This window comes from bacterium (assembly GCA_030247525.1).
GTDB lineage: Bacteria > Electryoneota > JAOADG01 > JAOADG01 > JAOADG01 > JAOTSC01.
In genome coordinates, this window is the sequence record JAOTSC010000262.1 from 1 (window position 1) to 2,816 (window position 2,816).

General features: G+C 50.4%; 3 protein-coding genes. All 3 read left to right on the forward strand.

The window, feature by feature from the left end; genetic code table 11:
* On the forward strand, positions 1-678 hold a 678-nt coding region (locus tag OEM52_14725; protein ID MDK9701387.1), incomplete at its 5' end, for an SDR family oxidoreductase.
* A 70-nt stretch (positions 679-748) separates the two neighbouring features.
* A complete protein-coding gene (locus OEM52_14730; GenBank protein MDK9701388.1) occupies positions 749-1,459 on the forward strand; it encodes a polyprenol monophosphomannose synthase in 711 nt (236 codons plus the stop codon).
* 8 nt (positions 1,460-1,467) lie between these two features.
* On the forward strand, positions 1,468-2,816 hold a 1,349-nt coding region (locus tag OEM52_14735), incomplete at its 3' end, for a glycosyltransferase (protein ID MDK9701389.1).

Below are 2,816 nucleotides of genomic sequence, written 5' to 3' on the forward strand. Positions count from 1 at the left end.
ACCAACGTCGACGCCTGCGAGACCCAACGGGAATTGGCGTATCGACTCAATGCGGAAGTCCCGGCTCGGTTGGCGAAAATTGCTGGAAAACTGAATGCCCGGATGATACAGGTGTCCACCGATTACATCTTCGATGGGGAAGCGGGGCCCTACCCGGAAGATGCACACCCCACGCCCATCGGCTATTACGGAAAATCGAAATTGGCTGGTGACAATGAAGTATTGGCAGCTTCTCCGAACAACGTAGTCGCACGGACTTCGGTACTCTTTGGCTACGAACCGAATGCCGCGCCAGATTTTGTGAGTTGGTTGTTACTCAAACTCTGGTCAAACGAACCGGTGAATATCGTTACCGATCAATATTCGACTCCGACTTTAACGAATAGTCTGGCGACCGGTCTCAGGCAAATCATCGATGCAAATCAATCGGGAGTCTTTCATCTCGTAGGCGCGGAATATCTGAATCGCTATGAATTTGCGGTGCGAATCGCGGAACTTGCCGGGCTGCCCAGCGGTTTCATTACTCCGGTCGATGGTTCTACTTTTACCCAAACTGCCCCGCGCCCGAAGCAAGGTGGTTTGACGACCAAACGGACCGAATTGGCTATCGGCTTCCAACCATTATCGATTGCCGAGGCAATGCATGTATATTTAAGGCAAGAACAAGAGCAGAAGTGACGTGAAAGATTATACCCTAAGTACCCTACAAGTTCCCCCTGCCCGCTCGGAAGTCCCCTTCCGACGCACGGTGGTCGTGGTTCCGACCTATAACGAAATCGAGAACATCGACCGCTTGCTCAATATGGTGAAGCAATTGAACTACGGCGTGCACGTCCTGTTTGTCGACGATGGCTCGCCAGACGGTACTGCCAAGCGTATCCAATATTGGCAACAACAGGAATCAGAACAGTGGATTCACTTGATCGAACGCGCTGGAAAAATGGGGTTAGGCACCGCGTATGTCGCCGGCTTCAAGTGGGCGCTCGAACAAGGGTACGAACGCATTTTCGAGATGGATGCCGACTTGTCGCATAATCCGGCGGAAATTCCCAATTTCCTGTTTGCTGCCGAGTCTGCTGATTTAGTGATCGGCTCGCGTTACTGCCAAGGAGTAAATGTCGTCAATTGGCCGTTAACCCGGTTACTTCTGTCCTACGGTGCATCGATTTACACCAGAATGATAACCGGAATGCCGGTGAAAGACCCTACCGGTGGGTTTAAGTGTTTCCGCCGCGAAGTCCTCGAAGCGATTAATCTGAATGGAATTCACTCGAATGGGTACAGCTTCCAAATTGAGTTGAATTTCAAAACCTGGCGCAAGAAATTTAACATCACCGAGATTCCTATCATCTTTATCGACCGTGCCGTTGGTAACTCGAAAATGTCGAAAGCGATTGTCCGGGAAGCAGTATGGATGGTCTGGCGGCTCCGGCTTCAAGCAATGTTTGGTAAACTGTAGGATCCTACGTGCAACCAGACGTCTCGGTCGTTATTGTCAATTACAACGTCCGATATCTCCTCGAACAGTGCTTGCATTCCTTGCGGCACGGGCAACACGCGCTTTCTCAGGAAATATTTGTCGTCGACAACGCCTCGACCGACGGCTCGATTCCCTTCCTCCGCGAACGCTTCCCCGAAGTGAACTTCATCGAACTATCCGAAAATATCGGGTTTGGTAAAGCGAACAACTTGGCGCTACAACAGTGTACCGGAAAGTACATCTTGATTTTAAATCCGGACACGATTGTCGGGGAAGATACCCTGCAGGTCTTAATCGCGTTTCTTAAAACGCATCCGAAAGCCGGTATCGTCACCCCAAAACTGATCCGCAAGGACGGCGCGCTGGATTACGCCTGCCGCAGATCGCTCCCGACTCCGTGGGTAGCCTTTTCCCGGTTAACCGGATTATCAATGCTATTCCCCAAAAGCAGATTGTTTAGCCAGTATAACCTCACTTATCTCAACGACGACGAACCTGCGCAAATCGGAGCGGGAACTGGCGCTTTCCTACTTATGCCGCAAGAAATCTACCAGAAGGTTGGTGGTTTCGATGAGCAATTCTTTATGTATGGGGAGGACTTAGACCTCTGCGCGCGGGTACAGGATGCCGGGTATGAAATCCATTACCGCCCGGAAACCACTGCCGTACATTATCGTGGGGAATCAACCCGGCGTAGCAACATTGACCGCAATCAAGCGTTTTATGGTGCCATGCTCTTGTATGCCGAAAAGCATTACAAAGGGTGGGCACGCGGGTACGGTATTGCCCTTCTGAAAATCGGAATTTTGCTTGCACATTGGTTTGCCGGCTTCAGCCAGTTTTGGAGTTTCACTTGGCCGGCTGTGGTTGATTCGATTTTGATTGCTTTAGGATTGTTTTTAGGGCAATGGCTGCGCTGGGGCGGTGTTTTTGGTGCAGTGGACAAACGGGTTCTTGTTGCGAATGTCATTCTCGTTTTACTCGCGTTAGGTTCTACTGGCACCTTTTTAGCCCGTGACCGCGAATCTGTAAAGCCAGCCTTAAAAGGGGCAGCCTTGGCAGGTTTCATCTCCGGAACATTCACTTTGTTCTTGTTACAGGGGATAATGTTTAGTCGAGCGGTTGTACTCATCTCATCCATGTTATGGTTGGTGTTGTTACCCGGTTGGCGATGGTTGTTGTTTGTGAAGTGGGGCAATCAGTTAATCCATAAGAAACGCTTGTTACGGACAGCATTGATTATTGGTACCGACGATTTGGCGAAGATGCTCGGCGAGCGGTTGCAGACTGACCCCAGCGAATACGAATTTGCCGGATTTGTACGATACCGTAATGT